The organism is Corallococcus exiguus, assembly GCF_009909105.1.
Lineage (GTDB): Bacteria > Myxococcota > Myxococcia > Myxococcales > Myxococcaceae > Corallococcus > Corallococcus exiguus.
Map to the genome: position 1 here is coordinate 1 of NZ_JAAAPK010000031.1, position 2,957 is coordinate 2,957.

At 68.8% G+C, this 2,957-nt stretch carries 2 protein-coding genes; both read left to right on the forward strand.

Going from position 1 to position 2,957, the window contains the following annotated elements; all coding sequences use genetic code 11:
- Positions 1-1,033, forward strand: a 1,033-nt coding sequence (locus GTZ93_RS42050; protein WP_161663387.1) for a non-ribosomal peptide synthetase, incomplete at its 5' end; no start/stop codon positions are given.
- A 7-nt stretch (positions 1,034-1,040) separates the two neighbouring features.
- Positions 1,041-2,957, forward strand: a 1,917-nt coding sequence (locus tag GTZ93_RS42055) for a condensation domain-containing protein (protein ID WP_161663388.1), incomplete at its 3' end; no start/stop codon positions are given.

The window sequence follows — 2,957 nt, forward strand, 5'->3', positions numbered from 1 at the left end:
GCTGAAGGTGCCGGTGACGGCGTGCTACGGCCCGACGGAGAACACGCTCTTCACCAGCTGCCACCGGATGACGGAAGCCAGTCAGGTGGGCGAAGTGGTGGCCATCGGCCAGCCGATTGGCAACACGCGCGTGTACGTGTTGGACGCGGCGCTGAATCCGGTGCCGGTGGGAGTGGCCGGAGAGTTGTACGCGGCCGGAGAGGGCTTGGCGCGAGGCTACCTGGGGAGCGCGGAGCTGACTGCGGAGCGCTTCGTGCCGGACCTGCACTCAGGACTGTCCGGAGAGCGGATGTACCGGACGGGAGACCTGGCGCGGTGGCGCGCGGACGGGACGCTGGAGTTCCTGGGCCGAGCGGACACGCAGGTGAAGGTGCGTGGCTTCCGCATCGAGCTGAGCGAAGTGGAAGGAGCGCTGCGAGCGCACCCTGCGGTGAAGGAAGCGGTGGTGGTGGCCAAGGGCCAGGGCGCGGGTGACAAGCGCCTCATCGCCTACGTCGTCGGACAGGTCCCCGATTCGCTCGACGTGGGTGAGCTGCGTCGCGCACTCAAGAGCCGACTGCCCGAGTACATGGTGCCCTCGGCGTTCGTGACGCTGGAGGCGCTGCCGCTGACGTCCAACGGCAAGGTGGACCGCAAGGCCCTGCCCGATGTCTCCGGGGCACGGCCCGCGTCCGAGCACCCCTATGTCGAGCCACGCAGTGACGTGGAGCAGAAGCTGGCGCTCATCCTCGCCGAGATCCTTGGTGTGGCGCGCGTCGGCATCCACGACGATTTCTTCGAGCTGGGAGGCCACTCCCTGCTCGCGACCCGAACCATTTCCCGCATTCGCAGCGAGCTCGGCGTCGAGCTGCCGCTGAGTGCGCTTTTCGAGAACCCGAGCATCGCCCGGCTCTCCGTCCACCTGGTGCAGGCCCAGTCCACCCAGGCGGATCAGGCGGAGCTGGAGCAATTGCTGGCCCTGCTGGAGCAGGACACCAGCGACGACATCGATGCCCTGCTTGCGTCAGGGCAACTGGCTTCAGGCGAGGAATGACATCCCCATGAGCGACATCAACAAGCGTATCGCGGCCCTCTCGCCCGAGAAGCAGGCCCAGCTGCTCCGTCAACTCCGCAAGAAGGACACCCAGGCGGCCCGTCCGGCCATCACCGCGCGCCCGCGCACGGGTGACTCGGCTCCGCTCTCCTTCGCCCAGCAGCGCCTCTGGTTCCTGGATCGCATGGAGCCGGGCACGCCCACGTACAACATGCCGGCGGCCGTGAAGCTTGAGGGCCCGCTCGACGTGGCCGCGCTGGAGCAATGCTTCGCGGAGCTGCTCCGTCGTCACGAGTCGCTGCGGACCATCTTCCGCGACGAGGAGGGCCATGCGGTCCAGGTCATCTCGCCGCCGCGCCCGTGCCCGGTGGCCCTGCATGACCTGACGTCGCTGCCCGAGTCCACGCGCGAGCAAGAGGCGCTGCGGCTGACGCGAGAGGAACAGCAGAAGCCCTTCGACCTCACCCGCGGTCCGCTGCTGCGCGCCACGCTGCTGCGGCTGGGCGAGCGCGAGCACGTGCTGCTCCTGACGATGCACCACATCGTCTCGGACGGCTGGTCCATGGACGTGTTGGTGCGGGAGATGGGGCTGCTGTACGGGGCCTTGTCACGCGGTGAGGCCCCGCGGCTGCCCGAGGCGCCGGTGCAGTACGCCGACTACGCGCTGTGGCAGCGGGAGTGGCTCCAGGGTGCGGTGCTGGAGAATCAGCTCAAGTGGTGGCGCGAGCAGCTCGCCGACGTGACTCCGGTGCTGGAGCTGCCGACGGACAGGCCGCGTCCCTCGGTGCAGAGCTTCCGGGGCGCGAGCCGCGAGTCCCTGCTGCCGCGCGCCCTGTACGAGAAGTTGAAGGCGTTGGGGCAGGCGCAGGCGATGTCGCCCTTCATGGTGCTGCTGACCGCGTGGCAGACCCTGCTATCGCGCTACTCGGGGCAGGAGGACATCTGCGTCGGAACGCCCATCTCCGGCCGGCATCAGTCCGAGCTGGAAGGGCTCATCGGCTTCTTCGTCAACACGCTGGTGGTGCGCACCCGGATCTCCCCCGAGGCGAGCTTCCAGGAGCTGCTGGGCCGCGTGAAGGCCGCGACCGTGGGCGCGTACGCGCACCAGGACGTGCCCTTCGAGAAGCTCGTGGAGGACCTGAAGCCTGCCCGCAACCTGAGCTACTCACCGCTCTTCCAGGTGATGATGAACCTGGAGCAGGCGAAGCCTCCGCGGCTGGAGTTCCCGGGGCTCACGCTGACGCCGATGCCGCAGGCGGATCAGGTCGCGAAGTTCGACCTCGAGCTGCTCTTCAAGGAAGAGCCCGAGGGCCTGCGCGCCGTGCTGGTCTACAGCACGGACCTGTTCGATGCGGCGACGGCGCAGCGGATGCTGGGGCACCTGCGCGTGCTGCTGGAGTCCGCCGCAGCCCACCCCGAGCGTTCGCTCGCAGAGGTGACGCTGCTGACGGATGCGGAACGCCAGCAGGTGCTGAAGGGGTGGAACGCGACGGGGCAGGAGTACGCGCGAGAGAGCAGCATCGCGGAGGAGTTCTCGCGTCAGGTGGAGCAGCGGCCGGACGCGGTGGCGGTGGAGTGCGGAGAAGAGAAGCTGACGTACCGGCAGCTGGATGAGCGAGCCAACCAGCTGGCGCACTTGCTGAGAAGCAAGGGAGTTGGAGCCGAGGAGCGGGTGGGGCTGTGCCTGGAGCGCTCGGTGGAGCTGGTGGTGGCGCTGGTGGGCATCGCGAAGTCCGGAGGCGCGTACGTGCCGCTGGAGGCGGACTACCCCCAGGCGCGGCTGGAGCAGATGGTGTCGGAGGTGAAGCCGCGAGTGGTGGTGACGCGGCGGGCGCTGGCGGAGAAGTTGCCGGTGCAGGGCGTGGAGTGCGTGCTGCTGGAGGAAGTGCAGGCGCAACTGGCGCAGCAGCCGAAGCACGCGCCG